Annotated in this window: 19 protein-coding genes; 8 read left to right on the top strand and 11 right to left on the bottom strand. The window is 42.4% G+C overall.

From position 1 onward, the window contains the following. Positions 1–203 (top strand): hypothetical protein (locus C9I86_RS20230; protein ID WP_206748827.1); only part of this gene is annotated, 203 nt, incomplete at its 5' end. Positions 204–548: 345 nt separating this feature from the next. Here C9I86_RS20230 and hemG read toward each other — a convergent pair. Genes hemG through C9I86_RS18210 form a run of 3 tightly spaced genes read right to left on the bottom strand, consistent with a single transcriptional unit; the run spans position 549 to position 3,216 of the window. Further along, entirely contained in the window at positions 549–1,073 is a 525-nt protein-coding gene (gene hemG, locus C9I86_RS18220) for a menaquinone-dependent protoporphyrinogen IX dehydrogenase (RefSeq protein WP_107277116.1), read from the bottom strand. Positions 1,074–1,083: 10 nt separating this feature from the next. Continuing rightward, entirely contained in the window at positions 1,084–2,541 is a 1,458-nt protein-coding gene (locus C9I86_RS18215; RefSeq protein ID WP_107277115.1) for a TrkH family potassium uptake protein, read from the bottom strand. 48 nt (positions 2,542–2,589) lie between these two features. Further along, positions 2,590–3,216, bottom strand: coding sequence for a YigZ family protein (locus tag C9I86_RS18210; protein ID WP_107277114.1), 627 nt, complete (start codon positions 3,214–3,216; stop codon positions 2,590–2,592). Positions 3,217–3,479: 263 nt separating this feature from the next. On the opposite strand from C9I86_RS18210, the gene fadB reads away from it, so the two are divergent. From fadB to C9I86_RS18195, 3 genes are all read left to right on the top strand, one after another. Then, a complete protein-coding gene (gene fadB, locus C9I86_RS18205; RefSeq protein WP_107277113.1) occupies positions 3,480–5,654 on the top strand; it encodes a fatty acid oxidation complex subunit alpha FadB in 2,175 nt (724 codons plus the stop codon). Between the two features lie 2 nt (positions 5,655–5,656). Next, the gene (fadA, locus tag C9I86_RS18200; protein WP_107277112.1) at positions 5,657–6,823 is read left to right on the top strand and encodes an acetyl-CoA C-acyltransferase FadA; all 1,167 of its coding nucleotides are present in this window, start codon (positions 5,657–5,659) and stop codon (positions 6,821–6,823) included. 163 nt (positions 6,824–6,986) lie between these two features. Beyond that, on the top strand, positions 6,987–7,967 hold the full coding sequence (locus C9I86_RS18195) for an MDR family oxidoreductase (protein WP_080159030.1): 981 nt from the start codon (positions 6,987–6,989) through the stop codon (positions 7,965–7,967). Positions 7,968–8,061: 94 nt separating this feature from the next. Here the strand turns inward: C9I86_RS18195 and C9I86_RS18190 are convergent, their stop codons facing one another. Together C9I86_RS18190 and C9I86_RS18185 are read right to left on the bottom strand one after the other, a co-directional pair. Further along, positions 8,062–9,003, bottom strand: a complete 942-nt coding sequence (locus C9I86_RS18190) for a LysR family transcriptional regulator (RefSeq protein WP_107277111.1) — start codon at positions 9,001–9,003, stop codon at positions 8,062–8,064. Positions 9,004–9,128: 125 nt separating this feature from the next. Then, a complete protein-coding gene (locus tag C9I86_RS18185) occupies positions 9,129–9,311 on the bottom strand; it encodes a hypothetical protein (RefSeq protein WP_080159032.1) in 183 nt (60 codons plus the stop codon). A gap of 138 nt (positions 9,312–9,449) precedes the next feature. Between C9I86_RS18185 and tusA the strand changes: the two genes are divergently transcribed. Next, entirely contained in the window at positions 9,450–9,701 is a 252-nt protein-coding gene (gene tusA / locus C9I86_RS18180; RefSeq protein WP_080159033.1) for a sulfurtransferase TusA, read from the top strand. A gap of 45 nt (positions 9,702–9,746) precedes the next feature. On the opposite strand, the gene C9I86_RS18175 is transcribed toward tusA, so the two are convergent. Next, positions 9,747–9,992, bottom strand: a complete 246-nt coding sequence (locus C9I86_RS18175) for a hypothetical protein (protein ID WP_080159034.1) — start codon at positions 9,990–9,992, stop codon at positions 9,747–9,749. 272 nt (positions 9,993–10,264) lie between these two features. Further along, a complete protein-coding gene (locus C9I86_RS18170; protein WP_080159035.1) occupies positions 10,265–10,954 on the bottom strand; it encodes an OmpA family protein in 690 nt (229 codons plus the stop codon). A 293-nt stretch (positions 10,955–11,247) separates the two neighbouring features. Between C9I86_RS18170 and glyQ the strand changes: the two genes are divergently transcribed. The 3 genes from glyQ (at position 11,248) to C9I86_RS18155 (ending at position 15,725) form a co-directional block, all read left to right on the top strand. After that, positions 11,248–12,159, top strand: a complete 912-nt coding sequence (glyQ, locus tag C9I86_RS18165) for a glycine--tRNA ligase subunit alpha (RefSeq protein ID WP_036789134.1) — start codon at positions 11,248–11,250, stop codon at positions 12,157–12,159. 9 nt (positions 12,160–12,168) lie between these two features. Next, positions 12,169–14,238: a glycine--tRNA ligase subunit beta gene (gene glyS, locus C9I86_RS18160; RefSeq protein ID WP_107277110.1), complete on the top strand. Its 2,070-nt coding sequence runs from the start codon at positions 12,169–12,171 to the stop codon at positions 14,236–14,238. 236 nt (positions 14,239–14,474) lie between these two features. Further along, a complete protein-coding gene (locus C9I86_RS18155) occupies positions 14,475–15,725 on the top strand; it encodes a valine--pyruvate transaminase (RefSeq protein ID WP_107277109.1) in 1,251 nt (416 codons plus the stop codon). 105 nt (positions 15,726–15,830) lie between these two features. Here C9I86_RS18155 and gyrB read toward each other — a convergent pair whose 3' ends face one another. The 4 genes from gyrB to dnaA are packed head-to-tail and all read right to left on the bottom strand — an operon-like array spanning position 15,831 to position 21,851. After that, positions 15,831–18,251 carry a DNA topoisomerase (ATP-hydrolyzing) subunit B gene (gyrB, locus tag C9I86_RS18150; protein ID WP_080159038.1) on the bottom strand — a complete coding sequence of 807 codons (2,421 nt, stop codon included), beginning with the start codon at positions 18,249–18,251 and terminating at the stop codon, positions 15,831–15,833. Positions 18,252–18,266: 15 nt separating this feature from the next. Further along, entirely contained in the window at positions 18,267–19,349 is a 1,083-nt protein-coding gene (gene recF, locus C9I86_RS18145; RefSeq protein WP_107277108.1) for a DNA replication/repair protein RecF, read from the bottom strand. A 2-nt stretch (positions 19,350–19,351) separates the two neighbouring features. Next, a complete protein-coding gene (gene dnaN / locus C9I86_RS18140; RefSeq protein WP_080159040.1) occupies positions 19,352–20,452 on the bottom strand; it encodes a DNA polymerase III subunit beta in 1,101 nt (366 codons plus the stop codon). 1 nt (position 20,453) lies between these two features. Further along, on the bottom strand, positions 20,454–21,851 hold the full coding sequence (gene dnaA / locus C9I86_RS18135) for a chromosomal replication initiator protein DnaA (RefSeq protein WP_080159041.1): 1,398 nt from the start codon (positions 21,849–21,851) through the stop codon (positions 20,454–20,456). Positions 21,852–21,993: the final 142 nt, after the last annotated feature.

Here is a 21,993-nt window from a genome sequence, read left to right as displayed (position 1 = left end):
TAGGCCTGCCGCCAGCGTTCAATCTGAGCCATGATCAAACTCTTCAATTAAAGTTTTGTTGTCTCTTTCGAGACGGCTCAATGAATACTGACTTCAAAACTACCTTAGTAATTTTAAAGCTATTATCGTTCCAACAGAACGATAATGAATTGACTGTGCCAAAACAACTTACGTTATTTTGTATTGGTCACTCAGTTCATTGATAAATCTTTCGACTTAACTATTCAACGAGTGCCCACACAGATTGCATGGTCAAATTGTTAAAGAACAATCTTCTTCGAATTATCAAACATTTGACTGTTTAATCGTTTCGTTGAAGTGGATGGCCATTCTAGCGAAATAACATAAAGTGTCAACCACTTTTTTATTTCTTTTATCAGGTCTATCATCCAATCGATTATTGCATAACATCTTCTTTTATAAAGCTGCTCGCGTTCCGATAGAGCAGCAGTATAGAGACAACGACGTTCATCGCAAGTACTTTATGCTTTTTATCAATAAAAACGAACCGTTAGATCAAAAAGCAAACAAAGCGATCAATAATACGATTATAGCGTCTTAAATTGGTGACTAAAATGTGCCACCTTTTGCCAGTCGGTATATTCCACTTCTTTTGTTGTATCAGTTTCGCCCCCCGTAAGCTTCATTATTAACTTAATCATTGTGCGATCAAAAAAGTTATAACGTGGATAGCGCAATGCTCCAGCAAATACGGCCATCATTTTAGGATGCCATGGTGACTTCAATAAGAACTTCTTAACATAAGCACTTGTTGCTGGCGTATCTTTACCTTCTTTACGAGCGGTTAGGTTAACGCAGAAGAAAGCGACCTTTGCTTGTTCAAGACTAGCTACATTTTGCTCTATAAATTGATATAGCTTTTTATTTAAATGGCCATAGCGTACGGAAGCACCAACAAGAATGCGATCATAACCATTGAAATCAATTTTTGGCTCTGAATGTATATCAATATAGTCACATTGATACTGTTCGCCTAAGTCCTGCTCTATATGGTTAAGGATTTTAATCGTTTGTCCTTCACAACTAGAATGCAGTAATAATACCTTTTCCATGATAGCTCCTTTAATTACGCCAAAATGTCGGCGTAAATAAAACTAATAATGTAAACACTTCTAAACGGCCAAATAGCATAGCAATAATGAGGATCCATTTCGCTGAATCATTTATTTGACCAAAATGAACCGCAACTTCGCCTAAACCTGGACCTAAATTATTAAGTGTCGCGGCCACCGCTGAAAATGCTGTTAATTCATCGATACCTGTCGCAATAAGAGCCAACATACATACCACAAAAACCAATGCATAAGCCGAGAAAAACCCCCACACAGCATCAACAACTCGTTGTGGTAACGCTTTATGCCCAAGTTTAATGGTGTACACCGCGCGAGGATGTACTAAACGTTTTAACTCTCGAACACCTTGTAATGACAATAACAACATTCGAATTACTTTCATGCCACCCCCAGTCGAGCCAGCACAACCACCTATAAAAGAGGAAAACAGCAATAACACAGGTAGAAATAACGGCCAATCAGAAAAACCAGTGGTAGTAAAACCTGCCGTTGTAGAAATAGAGACCGTTTGAAACAGCGCTTGATCAAAAGCATCAAAAGAGTGGTCATAAGAATGATGCTTTAATAGCAATCCAAAACAAATCACAAATAGAATAAGTTGCACCACAAAAAATGCTCTAAATTCAGGATCTCGCCAATATGTTTTAAGGTTAATATTGCCATTACCAAATGCAGCAAAGTGAAGGGAAAAGTTACAGGCTGAAATTAAAAGAAAAACAACGGTGATCATATTAATAGTAGGACTATTAAAATAACCGATACTGGCATCGTGAGTTGAGAAGCCACCGATTGCGACAGTTGAAAAGCTATGTGATATCGCATCAAAGCCGCTCATACCAGCAAGCCAAAACGCGAATGCACATGCAATCGTTAATGCTAAATATATATACCACAACGTCTTAGCTGTTTCGGCAATACGAGGAGTCATTTTACTGTCTTTTACCGGCCCTGGCGTTTCAGCTCGATATAACTGCATTCCACCAATACCTAACACCGGTAATATTGCGACCGCTAACACGATAATTCCCATACCGCCAAACCATTGCAGTAACTGACGATAGAATAAAATCGCTTTCGGTAAATGGTCGAGGCCAACAATGACCGTTGCGCCCGTTGTTGTCAGTGCAGAAAATGATTCAAAAAAGGAGTCTGCAACCGACAAGTCTGGATTTTTAGACAACAAAAAAGGTACCGCGCCAGCACTACCAATAACAGCCCAAAACAGCACTACAATTAAGAAGCCATCACGGGCTTTTAATTCATGCCGATGGCGACGATTAGGTAACCATAGTACAGTTCCACCCGCTAGTAATAAAAAGAAGGTGACAACAAAAGGAAATCCAGCACCATCACGGTAAATCAAAGCCACTAGAGCGGGAATGAGCATCGTGACACTAAATAAAGCGAGCAACAGCCCGACGATACGTATAATTGAACGAAACTGCATGGCCCTAACCGGCCCTCATATGAAAATATAGAATAAAATAAATAATGGTTAACTTTCAGGAGTTGATGTTGCAACAATCCGTCCACCACTACGATTAATTAACTTGGTACTAAATTCAGTCACGGTACGGCTATCAAGCGCTAGATGCATACTCACTTGTTGACCATAATCAGCCTTTAATTGTGTGCCGTTATATTCACTTAATAACGCTTCAACTAATGATATTTGATTATAATCACAACATAGAAACAACTCACTGATGATGATCTTTTGTTGTGTGCTCAGTAGCGTTAATCCACGTTGCACACCGCCACCATAAGCCTTAACCAGCCCACCCGTTCCTAAATGAATACCACCAAAATAACGAACAACAACTGCAGTTAATTCACCAACCCCCGATCCAGTTAATTGCGCTAATATCGGTTTTCCAGCGGTTCCTGATGGCTCGCCGTCATCACTAAAGCCCCACAACATTGAATCTGTCGGTCTACCAGCAACAAAACCCCAACAATGATGATTGGCACTTGGATGGACTAACTTTACTTCGTTAATAAACTGCTTAGCCGCTTCAATCGACGCCGTATGGGCTAAATACGTTATAAAATGGCTCTTTTTGATTTCTTCTTCAAAAGTCACGGCTTGCAGTGGAATCAAGTAAGGTTCGCTGGTTGACATAAAACATACCTCGTCATCAAAAAACCACCGCAGGATACCATATTCCTATTATGACCCAAGCAATGCTCATTATTGCTTACAATGACGCCATTCTACGAATTATTACCGTTAAGATAATGAACCAATCGACAATGTTAAATAAATGTTTAAATTAATTGTTGAATTTGTAGCCATTGCAGTTCAGACTAAATATTAACCACTACAGGTCAAACCAGTTAAATCACACCAGATCCGTCATAGAATGGAATATATGGAGATAGAACATGATTTACCACGGTGAAACACTCTCTGTACGCTACCTCGAAGAAGGGATCGCTGAACTCATTTTTGATGCACCAGCTCCCATCAATAAATTTGATCTCGCCACTCTTGAAAGTTTTAGTCTTGCTCTTGATGCACTCTACCAACAACCCAACCTTAAAGGCTTAATCCTACGTTCAACCAAAGCGGCATTTATCGTTGGCGCCGATATTACCGAGTTTCTAGGATTATTTGCTCTGCCAGCTAATCAACTTTCAAAGTGGCTTCATCACGCCAATACTATTTTTAATAAATTAGAAGATTTACCTGTTCCCACTCTATCAGCCATTAATGGTTATGCCCTTGGTGGTGGTTGCGAATGCGTACTCGCGACTGATTTTAGAATTGCAGATCATCAAGCGCATATTGGATTACCAGAAACAAAACTCGGGATCATGCCAGGATTTGGAGGGACGGTTCGCCTGCCACGATTAATTGGCGCAGACAGTGCAATGGAAATAATTACCTCAGGTAAAGATAAAACAGCAGATGCAGCCTTAAAACTAGGACTTATTGATGCGGTGGTTGCCACAGATGTATTACCAACAGCAGCATTGCGTATTATTAAACAAGCTATTGCGGGTGATTTAGATTGGCAACGACGCCGATCTCAAAAAAAAATGCCATTAAAGCTAACAGCTACTGAAGCATTAATGAGTTTTACCACGGCTAAAGCTATGGTCGCTAATATCGCAGGTAAACATTACCCTGCACCAATGGCGGCAGTGACCGCAATCGAAACCGCTGCAACCAGTGAACGCACACAAGCTCTGGTTATTGAAAATTCTCACTTTGTCACCCTTGCTAAAACTGATATTGCTCAAGCTTTAGTGGGTATTTTTCTAAATGACCAATATTTAAAAAGCAAAGCTAAACAAGCCATTAAAACAGCCCACCCAACACAACAAGCAATGGTATTAGGTGCTGGCATTATGGGTGGCGGCATTGCTTATCAATCAGTAACAAACCATGTCCCTGTCGTCATGAAAGATATCACCAGTGAGGCCTTAACTCTTGGCATGCAACAAGCCGCAAAATTACTTAATAAAAAACTCACTCGAGGACGGATCGACGGCTTACAAATGGCAGCAACATTAGCCACCATCACGCCAACCCTGACTTATTCCGATTCCAACCACGTTGATATTGTTATAGAAGCGGTAATTGAGAATCCCACCATAAAAGCAGCGGTGCTCGCAGACGTCGAGCAACAGGTTACCGATACTACGGTGATCACCTCAAACACCTCAACAATCCCAATTAATTTACTCGCAGCATCATTACAACGACCTCAAAATTTTTGCGGCATGCACTTTTTTAATCCGGTCCATAAAATGCCATTGGTTGAGATCATTCGCGGCCAACACACCTCAAATGAAACCATCGCTCAAGTGGTGGCTTATGCGGCTAAAATGCGCAAAACCCCTATTGTAGTAAATGATTGTCCGGGATTTTTTGTTAATCGGGTTTTATTTCCTTATCTAGCGGCATTTAGTTTACTGCTGCGTGATGGCGGTGATTATCGTCAGATTGATAATGTTATGGAACAGGATTTCGGGTGGCCAATGGGGCCGGCTTATCTGCTCGATGTGGTGGGTATTGATACCGCTCATCACGCTCAAAAAGTGATGGCTGAGGGATACCCACAACGCATGGCTAAACATGATACCGATGCCATTGATGTCTTATACGAACAACAACGCTTTGGCCAAAAAACAGGAGCGGGATTTTTTAACTACCATCTGGATAAGAAAGGTAAGCCTAAAAAAACAATTGATCCTCAAACGACTGATTTACTTGCGCCCATCACAGCAACATCGACCTCATTTGCAAACACCACCATTATCGATCGTATGATGATTCCAATGATTAATGAAGTCGTACGCTGCTTAGAAGAAAACATTATTGCAACGCCTGCAGAAGCAGATATGGCATTGGTTTACGGCTTAGGTTTTCCGCCCTTTAAAGGTGGTGTATTCCGTTATTTAGATAACCTAGGCTTAGCTAATTACGTCGCATTAGCCAATAGTTATCAATCACTCGGTCCTTTATATCAAGTACCTGAAGGTCTGCGCGCCAAAGCGGCGGCTGATGAGTGTTATTACCCCACTATTGCTGCTGCATCATTAAGGAGTTAATTATGAATAATGTGGTGATTGTTGACTGTATTCGTACCCCAATGGGACGCTCAAAAGGCGGTGCATTCCGCCATGTGCGTGCTGAAGATTTATCAGCGCATTTAATGACAGGATTGTTAACCCGTAACCCTCAATTAGATGCGAATAATATAGAAGATATTTATTGGGGATGTGTGCAACAAACCTTAGAACAAGGATTTAATATTGGTCGTAATGCAGCACTACTTGCAGGGATCCCAACCTCTGTCGGTGCAACAACCGTTAACCGTTTATGTGGTTCATCCATGCAAGCACTGCATGACGCCACTCGCGCTATTATGGTGGGCGATGCACAAAGCTGTTTAATTGGCGGGGTTGAGCATATGGGTCACGTACCAATGACTCATGGGGTTGATTTCCACCCAGGCCTATCGAAAACCGTCGCTAAAGCCGCAGGGATGATGGGCTTAACCGCAGAAATGTTAGCCCGAAAATATGATATTAGTCGGGAGCTACAAGATCAATTTGGCGCGCGTTCACACCAGCGCGCCCATGCCGCGACGGTTGAAGGTCGATTTACCCATGAAATTTTCGCAACAGAAGGCCATGATAGCAATGGCATTTTAACTAAATATGCTACCGATGAAGTCATTCGTCCCGAAACAACCGTGGCAGCATTAAGTCAATTACGCCCTATTTTCGATCCCATCCATGGCACAGTAACAGCCGGTACATCATCAGCGCTATCGGATGGTGCGGCAGCAATATTACTCATGGATGAACACCAAGCGCGCACATTAGGTTTACCTATTCGAGCCCGAATCAAAGCCATGGCAATTGCTGGGTGTGAACCATCACTCATGGGATTTGGACCTGTTCCTGCCACTCAAAAGGCATTACAACGCGCAGGCTTAAGTTTAGATGATATTGATATCATTGAGCTCAATGAAGCCTTTGCGGCACAAACATTACCGTGCATTAAAGCACTCGGGTTAATGGATCATCTTGATGAAAAAATTAACCTTAACGGCGGTGCGATTGCCCTTGGTCACCCATTAGGGTGTTCAGGTGCTCGTATCTCAACCACTCTCATCAATATCATGGAACAAAAGCAAGCTCGCTTTGGTTTAGCCACCATGTGTATCGGCTTAGGACAAGGTATTGCGACTATCTTTGAACGAATAGAATAACCTCCAAAAATATCGCAAGTGTTGATCTTCACCATATAATGGTACAGACGCCATGCAACTTACACATAGATACCATGAGTAAGTTTCATTTTCTTCATCAAGATAAGCCGTCTACACTCAATCCTATATTGATTGCTAACCATGATTTTTCCGGAGTATTGCAATGTTTAAAGCACTAGTACTAGAACAAGAAGATAAAAAAACACTCGCAACTATTCGTCAAATGGCAACATCTGAATTACCTGCTGGTGATGTGTTAATTGATGTTGATTACTCTTCATTAAACTATAAAGATGGCTTAGCAATTACCGGTAAAGGTCGTATCGTACGTCAATTCCCAATGGTACCAGGTGTCGATTTAGCGGGCACAGTGGCTGAGTCAAGTGATGATCGCTACCACGTCGGTGACAAAGTAGTACTGACGGGCTGGGGTGTGGGTGAAGGTCACTGGGGTGGCATGGCTGAAAAAGCCCGCCTAAATGCAGATTGGTTAGTACCATTACCCGCAAACCTTGATGGCAAACAAGCGATGATGGTCGGTACTGCAGGCTTAACGGCAATGCTGTGTGTACAAGCTATTGTTGATGCAAATGTAAAACCTGAAGATGGCGAGATTTTAGTCACGGGTGCCAGCGGTGGTGTTGGCTCAGTTGCGATTACTTTACTGGCACAACTCGGCTATAAAGTTGCCGCAGTAACGGGGCGTGCTGAAGCTAATGGCCCATTACTAAAACAACTTGGCGCAACGACAATTATTGATCGTAGTGTGTTTGAAGAACCTGCTCGCCCATTAGATAAGCAATTGTGGGCTGGCGCAATTGATACTGTTGGTAGCAAAGTACTGGCTAAAGTATTAAGCCAAATTAACTACAACGGTGCAGTTGCTATTTGTGGCCTTGCTGGCGGCTTTGATTTACCGACAACAGTTATGCCTTTTATTCTACGTAATGTACGTTTACAAGGTATCGATTCAGTAATGTGCCCATTTGAAAAACGTCAACAAGCATGGCAACGTCTAACTGAGTTACTACCCGCTAGCTACTTTGAACAAGCCTGCCGTGAAGTCGCACTTGAACAAGTAACAGAATGTGCAGAAGCGATCACCAACGGTCAAATCACCGGCCGCGTAGTCATTAAACTGTAATGATCAAATAATGCAGTATTAATGCCACTGAATGATGGTCGTTAATCAATGAGGTCAGCCATGTGCTGGCCTTTTTATTGATCTCAATATTTCACTACAACAACCCGATATCATGAATACGGGAGTTGATCAGTCGTCCACACTCTTCTTTAATAATAGTACGCAGCCATATTTGCGATGCCGAATGCTCACAACGCGCATGCCATAATAATGAATAATCAAATGGCTTAAACTCAAATGGCAATGGCTTGACGATTAACTGATAACGTTCTGCGACTAAATACGCCAAATCTGCAGGCACCGTCATGATCAATGGCATTTGTTCGATGATCGCTAAAGCCGCTTCTAAATGATAAGCCCGTAATACCATTTTAGGTTGAGGATGACCACGCAACTGTTCATCAATTAACGCTTTAACGCCATCGCTTACCGCTATCATTGCATGGGGATAGGTTAAGTAATCTTGCAAGGTAAGTGGCTTATTTGCTAATGGATGATTCTGGCTCACAAGACAAAACACACTCACTAAGCCTAATAACTGCTGACACAGTGGCTCCATATCAGCACTAGGACGACAAATTGCCATATCACAGCCCCCCGTAGTCAACTGTGACAACACGTTATTATGCTGTAACGGGCTAAATTCTAATGACAGATGGGGTGCTTCTTGATAAATACGCGGCAATGCAAATGGCAGAATAGTTTGCATTGCATAATCCGTCGTCGCAATTTTAAAAGTTTGATCACAAATAGCGGGATCAAAATCATTCGGCGTCAGTAATAATCGTAATGATTCTAACGGTTCATTTAATTGTTCATTTAATTCCAATGCCCGTTGTGTCGGTAGTAATGACTGCCCTTGACGGGTAAACAACGGATCACCGACTAAGTCGCGTAATCGGCCAAGCACTCGGCTCATTGCTGATTGGCTCAAGTTAAGTCTAATAGCTGCACGACTAACACTGCCTTCATCCAATAACACCTTTAACGCAACCAGTAAATTTAAGTCACGCCGATAAACTTCTTCGAGCTCCATAGTTTTACTTCTCTAACGCTATGAATTAATCAAATATGGCAACAGTATGGCGGGATAGATAAAAAAAATCCCGCCTTTTTAAGACGGGAATATTCACGAGCAAGCATCATTCAACGCCGTTAGCGTTATTTTTTTTGTTGTTCTAGCTTATTTTTACTGGCGAACTCAACCCATAATCCAAGGATTGTGGCCAGCAAACCACCAACAGCAAAGAGCCCGGTAGCATGGTGACTAATAAGCATTATAGTGCTAAATGAAATAATGCACAGTACCGCATAAATCATGACACGATCGATTGAAGTTAACATAATATCCCCCTAATCCATTAGAAGAAAGGTTAATGTGATGTTAATAAGGTTACACATTTTATCTAGATTTACCAAGCCTTATTGATTAATTCTTATCCCGCAGTATGATCATAATGTCTACAATAATACGTGTAAATTATGACTGCTAATTTTGAAAATCCGACCCATAGCCTTGATGCTCTCGGCTTACGTTGTCCTGAACCCGTAATGATGGTACGCAAAACAGTCCGAAAAATGGCAACTGATGAAACCTTGTTAGTTATTGCCGATGACCCATCAACGACGCGCGACATTCCCAGCTTTTGTCGCTTCATGGATCACACGCTTATCGCCGCAGAAACAGAAACGCTACCCTATCGTTTTCTGATCAAAAAAGGCGCTGGCAATTAAATCAAATTAAAAAGGCAGCGTTAATAAACGCTGCCTTTTTAGTTGTTATTGATTGTGTTGTTGCTGACGTAAGTTTTCGAGTTCATGTTGCACCTGACGTAACTCTTTTTTAAGTGGTAATACATAGCGTAATCGAACCCACGCATCGACAGACAAATAGGTTGTGACAACCGTTCCGACGACCATAGGAAACCACATATCAGTTAACATCATTCCCGCTACATTCAGTGCTAATGCAATATGAAATAACCAACATTGACTTTGCGGTGAAATCGCTGAGAAGCGCGCCATAGAAACCCCCTACATCACCCAACAGAATTTAAGTTAACGATTAATTAACGTTAACTCTAGCATGGTAAATCACGATAATCTTTTGCAGCAATCACAGTTACACACTTAAATTAATTCACATTTAATGACGATTTAACCCGCTTAACTTCACTTCCAAGTTTCACATGAAACTAACCACACTCAATATAAAATAAAACAAAAAAAACCATGAGCCTGAGCCCATGGTTTCAATATGGTGTTAGTTACACACCACTATGATCAATCAATATCAATTAAGCCAATGGAGATAGAATGATCTCAACACGACGGTTTTGAGCACGACCTTGTGATGTTCCATTGGTCGCAATCGGGCTGTTCTCACCACGGCCTTGAGAAACAACACGATCAACATTTACGCCTTGACGGATAAGGTAGTTACCGACTTCACCGGCACGTACTTGTGATAAACGCTGATTATAAGCCGCAGCGCCAGAGCTATCTGTAAAGCCCAAAACGTTTAACTGGGTCTTAGGGTATTCTTTAGCAACTATCGCTACATTATGTAACGCTTCCATCGCACGGCTATTTAATGCAGATTGGTCAACACCAAAGGTAATTTCATTTGGCATATTTAAAATGATGTTATTGCCATTACGGGTAACACTGATGCCTGAAGATGCTAATTGCTGACGCAGTTTAGCTTCTTGTACATCCATGTAATAACCAATACCGCCACCCAAAGCTGCGCCAGATGCTGCACCAATCAATGCACCTTTACCGCGATCATGTTTGCTTGAAGACGCGATACCGATTGCAGCACCCGCTAATGCACCAATGATAGAACCGCCAGTACCTTTTGCAGTTTGGCTCTCACCAGTATAAGGGTTAACTGTTGAACACCCCGCAAGCGTAACAGCAGCAGCAACAGAAATTACCGCAGCACGCACCCAAGTTTTTGATGCCATCACTTGATTTTTTGCCATTTAATTTAAAGACCCATGTTCTTGATACGCACATCGCATACCGAATAAAACTACGTTAATAATCAGACCAACGAGCTATTTGTTAGCGCTATTGTAATCAACCGATACATTTACGCCATCAAAATAATGTCAAATATTCATGAAAACCCAGTGTCCACAAGGGACAATCTGAGGAATTATCTCAAAACAAGCGCCAGATGGATAAAAAACACTCACGGCCCCTACTCGCCTCTGGGTTGGCAATGTATACTTGATAATTAATTATTTCATCCACTAATCTCGCGAAGCTGACAATGCAGAAATACGATATTAAAACCTTTCAGGGCATGATCCTCGCGCTGCAGGATTACTGGGGCCAACAAGGCTGTACAATTGTGCAACCTCTTGACATGGAAGTGGGTGCAGGTACCTCTCACCCGATGACATGTCTACGAGCTCTAGGTCCAGAACCAATTGCAGCAGCGTATGTACAACCATCTCGCCGTCCAACCGACGGTCGTTACGGTGAAAACCCTAACCGTCTTCAGCACTACTATCAGTTCCAGGTAATGCTTAAGCCGTCTCCAGATAACATTCAGGAACTGTACTTAGGCTCACTAGAAGTCCTAGGTGTTGACACTAAAGTACATGACATCCGTTTTGTAGAAGACAACTGGGAAAACCCAACCTTGGGTGCTTGGGGTCTTGGCTGGGAAGTTTGGCTGAACGGCATGGAAGTAACACAGTTTACTTACTTCCAGCAAGTTGGCGGCCTTGAGTGTAAGCCTGTTACTGGCGAAATCACTTACGGTATTGAACGTCTAGCGATGTACATTCAAAACGTTGATTCAGTCTATGACTTAGTTTGGACAGATGGCCCATTAGGTAAAGTAACCTACGGTGATATCTTCCATCAAAACGAAGTTGAGCAATCAACTTACAACTTTGAACACGCTGATGTTGATTTCCTATTTACTTTCTTTGACCAGTGCGAGAAAGAATCACTGAAGCTGTTAGCACTTGAGCAGCCACTGCCATTGCCAGCTTACGAGCGTATTTTGAAAGCAGCACATGCTTTCAACCTTCTTGATGCTCGTAAAGCAATTTCAGTAACTGAACGTCAACGTTACATTCTACGTATTCGTAATGTAACCAAACAAGTCGCTGAAGCTTACTATGCATCACGTGAAGCACTTGGCTTCCCAATGTGTAAAAAAGATAAGTAAGGGATAGCCATGACAGATAAGAATTTCTTAATTGAGCTAGGTACTGAAGAGTTGCCACCCAAGGCACTTCGCACTCTAGCTGAAGCGTTTGCAGCCAACTTTGAAGCGGAGCTAAAAGCCGCTAACTTACCTCACCAAGGTATTAAGTGGTATGCAGCACCGCGTCGCCTAGCACTTAAAGTAACAGCGCTTGCTGAAAATCAACCTGACAGAATTGTAGAAAAGCGCGGCCCAGCGATTGCGGCAGCATTTGATGCAGAAGGTAATGCGACTAAAGCGGCTCAAGGTTGGGCGCGTGGTAACGGCATTACGGTTGATCAAGCTGAACGCATGATTACCGATAAAGGCGAATGGCTACTGTTCAAGCAAGAAGTAAAAGGCCAACCAGCCCAAACATTATTGCCTGAACTTGTTGCAGCAGCATTAGCTAAACTGCCTATCCCTCGCCCAATGCGTTGGGGTGATAAAGACACCCAATTTATTCGTCCAGTAAAAACACTGACGATGCTATTAGGTGAAGAGCTCATTGAAGGCACTATTTTAGGTGTTGCTTCTGCGCGTACTATTCGTGGCCACCGCTTTATGGGTGAAGCTGAATTTACGATCGATAATGCTGACCAATACCCTGCGATTCTAGAAGAACGTGGCAAGGTAATGGCAGACTACGATGCACGTAAAGCAATCATTCTAGCTGATGCGAAACTAGCCGCTGAAGCGGTTGGTGGTATTGCAGATCTTGATGATGAGCTAGTTGAAGAAGTTACCTCTCTTGTTGAATGGCCAGTCGTGCTGACCGCTTCATTTGAAGAAGAGTTTCTAAAGGTTCCTTCTGAAGCGTTAGTTTACACCATGAAAGGTGACCAGAAGTACTTCCCTGTTTATGATGCGGAAGGCAAACTAGTCCCTAAGTTCATCTTCGTCTCTAACATCATCTCAAATGATCCAAGCCAAGTTATTTCAGGTAATGAGAAAGTAGTCCGCCCACGTTTAGCGGATGCTGAGTTCTTCTTTAATACTGACCTTAAGAGCAAGTTAGTTGATCGCCTACCTCAACTTGAGACAGCCATCTTCCAACAACAGCTTGGTACCATTAAAGATAAAACCGATCGTATCACTGAGCTTGCGGGCTACATTGCAGAGAAAATCGGCGCTGATGTCACTAACGCTAAGCGTGCTGGCCTACTGGCTAAGTGTGACTTAATGACCTCTATGGTATTTGAGTTCACTGAAACCCAGGGTGTTATGGGTATGCACTATGCACGTCATGATGGCGAAGTAGAAGATGTTGCACTAGCACTAAACGAGCAATACATGCCACGTTTTGCTGGCGACCAACTACCAAGCACTGGTGTTTCTTCTGCAGTGGCGATGGCTGACAAACTAGATACTATCGTAGGTATCTTTGGTATTGGCCAAGCACCAAAAGGTAGCGACCCATTTGCATTGCGTCGTGCTTCTTTAGGTGTACTACGTATTATCGTTGAAAACGGTTACGACTTAGATCTTGTTGATTTAGTCGCTAAAGCACACTCGTTATTTGGTGACAAACTAACGAATGCTAATGTTGATTCAGATGTAATTGAATTCATGCTCGGTCGTTTCCGCGCATGGTACCAAGATGCAGGCTTTAGCATTGATGTTATTCAAGCTGTACTTGCAATGCACCCTACTCAACCGTCTGATTTTGATAAGCGTGTTAAAGCAGTAAGTCATTTCCGTGACTTAGATGCAGCAGAATCACTTGCCGCAGCCAACAAGCGTGTAGGTAACATTCTCGCGAAATTTGATGGCGAGCTACCAGCGACCATTAACAACAGCTTGTTAGTAGAAACGGCAGAGAAAGAACTAACACAAAAAGTAGAGACGGTTGTTGCAACACTTGCACCAGTCTTTGCTGCGGGTGATTACCAACAAGCACTCACAGAACTTGCATCACTACGTGAGCCTGTTGATGCATTCTTTGATAATGTAATGGTAATGGCTGATGACGAGCAACTTAAAGTTAACCGTCTAGCACTGCTAAACCTATTACGTAACCAGTTCTTACAAGTAGCTGATATTTCATTACTACAAAAGTAAGTTTAATCATCACTGGTTCATAATATAAACCACGCTTTGGCGTGGTTTTTTTATATCTGCATTTGATAATTTCACATTGTTCCACGTGAAACACATCGACACAGCCGACCACTACCCTTAGAGCAAACAAAGGGTTTCGCTTCTGATTGCAATCAGGTATTTTGATCTATCGCCCATCATAAATAACGGGCATCGCAAGCACGTAACCCTGCACTGATATAGAGGTCAATAGCACCATGGAATTTTCTGGCTTTGGCGATAAGTTCGCTGGCGATTCAGGCATTACTCAATTAATGCACGATTTAAATGATGGCTTAACCAACCCTGATGCGATCATGCTCGGTGGTGGTAATCCAGCTCAGATTCCAACAATGGTTGATTATTTTAATCAGCTATTAATAGAAATGGCCACCTCTGGTGAGTTGACCGCATCGATCACCAACTACGATGGCCCTCAAGGAAAAGACCGTTTTATTAACGCCCTAGCGACGTTGCTTAAACACCATTATGGTTGGGACATCAGCAGTAAAAACATTACTCTCACCAACGGTAGTCAAAGTGCCTTCTTTAATTTATTTAACTTATTAGCAGGCAAATGCCGTAATGGTGCCAGTAAGAAAATTCTCTTACCGCTATCTCCTGAATATATTGGCTATGCTGATGCGGGTTTGGAACAAAATATGTTTGTCTCTTACCAACCCACGATTAGCTTATTGGATAATGGCTTATTTAAATACCATATTGATTTTAGTAAGTTGGTTATTGATGACAGCATTGGTGCAATTTGTGCTTCTCGCCCAACCAACCCGACAGGTAACGTGCTGACTGATGATGAAGTTAAGCAACTCGATGCGCTCGCTCAAGCACATAATATTCCACTGATTATCGACAATGCTTATGGCATGCCTTTCCCTGATATTATCTTTGCTGATATCACCCCTTTTTGGAACAGCAATACCATTTTATGTATGAGCTTATCTAAACTGGGTTTACCCGGTATTCGCTGCGGAATAGTGATTGCCAATGAAGAGATTATTACTGCGCTCACCAATATCAACGGTATTATCAATTTAGCACCCGGCAGTTTAGGTCCGGCAATTGCTGATAAGCTAATCGCCCGTAATGATTTATTACGGCTAAGCCATGACGTTATTCGCCCTTTTTATCAGCGCAAAGCACAATATGCCGTGAGTCGATTACAGCACTATATTACTGATCCACGGTTTCGTATTCATAAGCCAGAAGGCGCGATATTTTTATGGTTATGGTGTGATGAATTACCAATCACCACTAAAGAACTCTATCAACGTCTGAAAGTTCGCGGAGTATTAATTGTTCCAGGTGAATATTTCTTTATTGGTTTACAACAACCATGGCAACACAGTCAGCAATGTATACGCATGAACTACGTTCAAAGTGACGAACAAATGGAGCGCGGAATTAAAATTATTGCAGAAGAAATTACACGAGCTTATACCATGGGTTAACCAACCCTATTCTGCCCTCCCCTTTAGTAACAACAATAAAATTACCCTATAAAAAAACGCCGCTATGATTAGCGGCGTTTTTATAACTATTAACCTAATGACAAACTACACGTCAAGGTTAGCTACTTTTAATGCGTTCTCTTCAATGAAGTTACGACGCGGTTCAACTTGATCACCCATCAAACAAGTAAACAGCTCATCGGCCGCAACAGCATCATTGATGGTAACTTGTAGCATACGGCGTACTTCAGGATCCATGGTTGTTTCCCACAACTGGTTCGGGTTCATTTCACCCAGACCTTTATAGCGTTGTAAAGATAAGCCACGACGTGATTCTTTGTTTAGCCACTCAAGCACTTCTTTAAAGCTTGAAACTGGTTGTTTACGCTCACCACGTTGGACAAAAGCAGTATCATCCAATAAGCCATCTAGTGCTTCAGAAAGATCCGCTAATTTAGCATATTCTTTTGAGTTCAATAGATCGAAGCTTAATGGGTACTCATGATCAACACCGTGAGTACGCACCACAACCTTAGGTACGAAGACGTTGTTCTCTTCATCACGTAAGATTTCAAACGTAAACTGACTTTCACCTGATTGCTTAGTATTTAGTGCTGCAACAAGGTGAGTTAACCATGCTTCAACTTGCGCGCTATCCGCTAGCATCTCAGTGCTTAAACGAGGTTGGTAAACCAATTCATTCAGCATTAACGCTGGGTAACGACGGCTCATGCGTTCGATCAGTTTCATCGCGCCATTATATTGAGTCACCAATGCTTCAAGTGCTGTACCTGTCATTGCAGGAGCACCATCATTTGCAAACAGAGATGCATTATCTAATGCTAGTGCTGTTTGGTATTGGTTCATCTCTTCGTCGTCTTTAATGTATTGCTCTTGCTTACCTTTCTTCACTTTGTAAAGTGGTGGCTGAGCAATATAGATGTGGCCACGCTCAATAAGCTCTGGCATTTGACGGTAGAAGAAGGTCAATAGCAACGTACGAATGTGCGAACCATCGACATCGGCATCGGTCATAATGATGATGTTGTGGTAACGCAGTTTATCTGGGTTGTACTCGTCACGACCAATACCACAGCCCATTGCAGTGATCAGTGTTGCCACTTCTTGTGAAGATAGCATCTTGTCGAAACGGGCTTTTTCAACGTTAAGAATTTTACCTTTTAGCGGTAGAATCGCTTGGTTTTTACGGTTACGTCCCTGCTTGGCTGAACCGCCAGCAGAGTCCCCTTCCACAATGTATAGTTCAGAAAGAGCAGGATCTTTTTCCTGACAATCTGCAAGTTTCCCCGGAAGGCCCGCTAAATCTAATGCACCTTTACGACGTGTCATTTCACGCGCTTTACGCGCTGCTTCACGCGCACGAGAGGCATCAATAATTTTAGTACAAATGATTTTAGCGTCAGCTGGGCTTTCTAATAAGAACTCAGCAAACTTCTCGTTCATTGCTGATTCAACCGCAGTTTTCACTTCACTTGAAACCAGTTTATCTTTAGTCTGGCTCGAGAACTTAGGATCAGGCACTTTAACAGAAACTACCGCGACTAAGCCTTCACGCGCATCATCACCTGACGTTGCTGCTTTGGCTTTCTTTGAGTAGCCTTCTTTATCCATAAATGAATTAAGAGTACGGGTCAAAGCACCACGGAAACCCGCTAAGTGGGTACCACCATCACGTTGTGGAATGTTGTTAGTAAAGCAGTAAACACCTTCTTGGAAACCATCGTTCCACTGCATTGCAACTTCAACGGTAATGCCATCTTCACGCTCACTATCAAAGTGAAAAACTTTCTGATGGATTGGCGTTTTATTACGGTTTAGGTGCTCGACAAACGCGCGAATACCACCTTCATACATAAAGTGATCTTGCTTACCGTCTTCACGCTCATCAATTAACTTGATAGACACGCCAGAGTTCAAGAATGATAATTCACGTAGACGTTTAGCTAAAATTTCGTAATGAAATTCAATATTGTTGGTAAAGGTTTCTTCGCTTGGCCAGAAACGTAAACGAGTACCGGTTTTGTCAGTATCACCCACTTCAGCCAATGGTGCATCAGGCACACCATGATGGTAAGTTTGCTGATGGATATGGCCTTTACGGTTAATGGTTAGCTCAACTTTTTCAGACAAGGCGTTTACAACAGAAACACCTACGCCATGGAGGCCGCCAGACACTTTGTAAGAATTATCATCGAACTTACCACCAGCGTGGAGTACAGTCATGATAACTTCAGCGGCTGACACCCCTTCTTCTTCGTGAAGTTCAGTCGGAATACCACGACCGTCATCGCTTACAGAAACCGAACCATCTTCGTGGATCGTAACAATGATATCTTCACAGTGACCAGCAAGAGCTTCATCGATAGAGTTATCGACTACCTCAAAAACCATGTGGTGCAAGCCAGTACCATCATCAGTATCACCGATGTACATTCCTGGGCGCTTACGTACCGCATCGAGGCCTTTAAGCACCTTAATGCTTGATGAATCGTAATTGTTGGACATTGAGTTACTCTCGCTTTAATTATCCTGTGTTATCTTGCCGTGTTCGACCATGAACAACTTACCGTTTTCATCAAGCATATCAACCACTTGCTCGCGACTAATAGCACTAATGAACACTTGGGCGTTAGTTTCCTTTAATCGTTGCGCTAACAACGCTCGCCTATGGCTATCCAATTCGGAAGCAAAATCATCAATTAGGTAAATACACTGTTTGCCGGTGGCCTCTGTCAGATGTAAACCTTGCGCTAAACGCAATGCACACACCATTAACTTTAGCTGACCGCGGGACAAAACGTCCTCAACCGGTGTTCCAGCAACTTTAATCCGTAAATCAGCCTTATGGGGCCCACTTACGGTATAGCCAAGCTGACAGTCACGTTCAAAATTACGTTGCAGCAGCTCAGCATACGGTGTCTCTTTTTCCCAGCCACGATAGAAACCGAGCTGGATTTCAAATTCAGGTAAGAACACCTGACATATTTCAGCCGCTTTGATTTTTACGGCAGTAATGTACTCTTGACGCCACACACTGATTTGTTCAGCAAGTAATGCTAGCTCTTGATCCCAATAACTGAGTTCACGGTAACTTCGTGCTTGCTTTAATAATGCATTACGTTGTTTCGTCAGTCGTTTTAAGCGGCTCCATGCATTATAGAACTTTGGTTCAACATGAAACACACCCCAGTCAATAAAAGACCGTCGAAACTTAGGTCCGCCGATCAATAAATCAAATCCTTCTGGGGTAATTAACTGTAATGGTAAAATTTGGGCTAACTGCGCCAACTTTTGATTACCTTCACCACCAATTTTAACTTCGGTAGTACCATCACGTTGCTTGCTGATCCCTAACGGTAAAGTGAGATCATTGTTATCAGTGACTCGACCATGAATAAACAATTGTTGTTGTTCATGGCGAATAACGCGACTGGTTAAATGACTGCGGAATGAACGCCCATGTCCTAAATAATGAATCGCTTCAAGAACACTGGTTTTACCGCTGCCATTAGCGCCAACCAAAAAATTAAACCCGCTGGCTAACGCAATATCACACTGAGCAATATTACGAAAATCCTGCACTAATAACCGAGTAAGCGCCATAATTACAGTCTAATTGGCATTACTACATACATGGCTTCATCATTGGTTGCATCTTCAATTAATGACGGCGCATTCGCATCCGATAATGACAACCGCACTTGATCACACTTTAGGGTGTTTAATACATCAAGCACATAGCTAACATTAAAACCAATCTCTAAGCTATCGCCCTCATAATCAACATCAAGAAACTCTTCCGCTTCTTCTTGTTCAGGGTTATTAGCAGTAATACGCATTTCACCGTTAGATAAACCGACTCTTACGCCACGAAACTTTTCGTTGGATAAAATCGCCGCTCGTGCAAACGCTTTACGCATTTCATCACAACTTGCTTCAACAAATTTGGTGCTATTTTGTGGCATTACACGACGGTAATCAGGGAAGCGACCATCAACTAACTTAGAGGTAAACACAAAATTACCCACCGTCGCACGTAAATTTGAATGACCAATTTGAATATTGACTAAGGCTTCAGGGTTATCAAACAACCGCACCAATTCAAGTACCCCTTTACGCGGTACAATAATTTGCTTGGTTGGTAAATCATGACCTGTATCAATCGCACACACAGCCATTCGGTGACCGTCGGTTGCGACTGAACGTAAATGTTGACCATCAGTTTCAAACAACATGCCGTTTAAGTAGTAACGCACATCTTGGTTAGCCATTGAAAATTGGGTGCTATCAATTAGCTGACGCATACGACCTTGTTCAATCGTAAACTCAACTTCGCTTTGCCAATCTTCAATATTTGGAAAATCTGTAGCGGGTAATGTCGTTAGTGTATAGCGACTACGACCAGAGCGAATTAACACTCGATCACCTTCATAGATAACCGCGATGGTGGCACTATCAGGTAAACCACGACAAATATCTAAAAATTTACGTGACGGTACTGTCACAGCACCCGCTTCAAAATCGCCTTCTAACGCAATTTTAGCAATGAGCTCCACTTCAAGATCGGTACCCGTCATTGACAAGCATCCATTCTCAACTTGCAGCAAAATATTGCCTAAAATAGGTAATGATGGACGACCACCTAATGCACCAGTCACCTGTTGCAAAGGTTTTAATAAATGTTCACGTTCAACAGTAAATTTCATATTAAGACGACAACGTTCTAATTAGGTTTGAATAATCTTCTTTAATATCGTGGCTTTCTTCACGTAACTGCTCAATCTTACGACAAGCATGGAGCACGGTAGTATGATCGCGGCCACCAAAGGCATCGCCAATCTCAGGAAGACTGTGGTTTGTCAGTTCTTTTGCTAAAGCCATCGCCATTTGGCGAGGACGAGCAACACTACGAGAACGACGTTTAGACAGCATATCAGCCATCTTTATTTTATAATATTCTGCAACAGTCTTCTGAATATTATCAATCGTCACTAACTTTTCTTGTAGCGCTAATAAATCACGCAGTGCTTCACGAACAAAATCAATCGTGATCGCGCGACCAGTAAAGTTAGCATTGGCAATCACACGATTCAACGCACCCTCTAATTCACGCACATTGGAGCGTAACCGCTTTGCAATAAAGAACGCCACTTCGTCAGCCAGACGAATATTATGATCTTCGGCTTTCTTCATTAAAATAGCAACGCGGGTTTCCAGCTCAGGCGGTTCAATAGCAACAGTCAGTCCCCAACCAAAGCGTGATTTTAAACGGTCTTCAACCCCATTAATTTCACGAGGATAACGATCTGATGTCAAAATAATTTGTTGGTTACCTTCTAATAACGCATTGAAGGTATGAAAAAATTCTTCTTGAGAACGTTCTTTATTGGCAAAAAATTGAATGTCATCAATCAAGAGAGCGTCAACACTACGGTAATAACGCTTAAATTCTTCAATGGCATTGTTTTGTAGCGCTTTCACCATATCTTGCACAAAACGCTCAGAGTGCATATAAACCACTTTGGCATTAGGTTTACGATTAGCAATCGCATTACCCACCGCATGCAACAAGTGAGTTTTACCTAACCCCGTACCACCGTATAAAAATAACGGATTGTAAGCCGCACCTGGGTTATCAGACACTTGACGACAAGCAGCAAGGCCTAATTGGTTTGATTTACCTTCCACAAAATTATTGAAATTATGTTTAGGGTTTACATTTGAACGATAGCCACCAGGTGATTCCGTTTGTACAGGAGACGGTGCCGGTTCGTAATGCATTGGCTCAGGTTCAGTGCGAGGTCTTGATTGCGGCAAGGTAAAAACCGGCGGCGCAACAGGTTGAGGTGGCGCAACAACAGGTTTGCTACCAACCTCAAAACGCAGGCTCGGAACATCAGCACCACAAAATTCATTAAGCAGTCGATTGATATTATTAAGATATTTATCACGCACCCAATCTAAAACAAACCGATTGGGAGCAAATAATGTCAATGTATGATCATTTAATTCAGCCTGAAGCGGACGCAGCCACATACTGAATTCTGTCGCAGGGAGTTCTTCCTGAAGGCGTTGAAGGCACTGCAACCATAGCGAAGATGACAAGGTAGACTCCACACTGAATAAACAAAACACAAAAAGGAAGATAATTTTATACTCGCTGAACAAGGATCGCCAGTAAAGAGATCCCAGATCCAGTGAATAAGATCGAACTTATGCACATAGATCTCACAATAAAATGCAAGAT

Source organism: Photobacterium sp. NCIMB 13483 (assembly GCF_003025475.1).
In the GTDB taxonomy this organism is placed as follows: domain Bacteria; phylum Pseudomonadota; class Gammaproteobacteria; order Enterobacterales; family Vibrionaceae; genus Photobacterium; species Photobacterium piscicola.
Note: the sequence above shows the minus strand (reverse complement) of the source record. Positions and strands in the feature narration are given on the sequence as shown.